This is a genomic window from Paenibacillus sp. J31R120 (genome assembly GCF_056269225.1).
Map to the genome: position 1 here is coordinate 1 of NZ_JBWDNN010000019.1, position 1,573 is coordinate 1,573.

1 protein-coding gene is annotated in these 1,573 nt (G+C 53.8%); it reads left to right on the forward strand.

Going from position 1 to position 1,573, the window contains the following annotated elements; translation table 11 throughout:
• On the forward strand, positions 1-1,573 hold a 1,573-nt coding region (locus AC0YNW_RS29125), incomplete at both ends, for an InlB B-repeat-containing protein (RefSeq protein WP_475834803.1).

The following is a 1,573-nucleotide window of genomic DNA, read 5'->3' on the forward strand; positions in this document are numbered from 1 at the left end:
CTGACAATGGGCTCGGCTAACGTGACGCTGTATGCACAATGGGAACTGATTACGTACACGCTGAGCTATAACGGCAACGGAAGTGACAGCGGTACGGTGCCAACAGGTGGTTCGCATGCTCCGAATGCTCAAATTACAGTTGCTCTGCAAGGCACTTTGGAGAAAGCGGGTTACACATTTGAGGGTTGGAACACGAAGGCTGACGGAACGGGCGATGCATATGCAGCAGGTGCTACACTGACAATGGGCTCGGATAACGTGACACTGTATGGACAGTGGGAGCTGATCACGTACGCGATCAGCTACGACGGCAACGGAAGTGACAGCGGTACGGTGCCAACAGGTGGTGCGTATGCTCCGAATGCTCAAGTTTCAGTAGCATTGCAAGGTGACTTGGAGAGAGCAGGCCACTCATTCGAGGGCTGGAATACAAAAGCGGACGGAACGGGCGATGCATATGCAGCAGGTGCGAAGTTGACGATGGCTTACGCTAACGTGACGTTGTACGCCCAGTGGGAGCTGATCACGTACACAATCAGCTATGACGGCAATGGCAGCGATGGCGGCGCAGTGCCATCGAGCAAAAACTACGCTCCGGGCACGCAAGCTACACTAGCGACTGCAGGCAGCATGACAAAAACAGGCTCCATGTTTACCGGTTGGAATACAAAAGCCGACGGAACAGGTACTACTTATCCAGCAGGCGCAACATTGACGATGGGTTCCGCTAACGTGACGTTACATGCCCAGTGGGAGCTGATCACGTACACAATCAGCTATGACGGCAATGGCAGCGATGGCGGCGCAGTGCCATCGAGCAAAAACTATGCTCCGGGCATGCAAGCTACCCTAGCGACTGCAGGCAGCATGACAAAAGCAGGCTCCATGTTTACCGGTTGGAATACAAAAGCCGACGGAACGGGCACTGCTTATACAGCAGGTGCAACGCTGACGATGGGTTCCGCTAACGTGACGTTACATGCTCAGTGGGAGCTGATCACGTACACAATCAGCTATGACGGCAATGGCAGCGATGGCGGCGCAGTGCCATCGAGCAAAAACTACGCTCCGGGCACGCAAGCTACCCTAGCGACTGCAGGCAGCATGACAAAAGCAGGCTCCACGTTTACCGGTTGGAACACGGAGGCCGACGGAACAGGCACAGCCTATGCAGTAGGTTCAACAATTACAATCGGCACGTCCAACGTAACGTTTTACGCGATCTGGACCTTGCTGCCAGAAGCAAAATATTATGTGACGTACCAAGGCAACGGGATTACATCCGGTGTAGCGCCGACGGATAGCCAAGGCTACACGGCTGGTTCTACAGCAACGGTACTCGGCAGTGGAAACATGGTGAAGAAAGGTAATACCTTTACTGGCTGGAACACAAAAGCTGACGGAACAGGCACAGCCTATGCAGCAGGTTCAACAATTACAATCGGCACGTCCAACGTAACGCTTTACGCGATCTGGACCTTGCTGCCAGAAGCAAAATATTATGTGACGTACCAAGGCAACGGGATTACATCCGGTGTAGCGCCGACGGATAGCCAAGGCTACACGGCTGGTT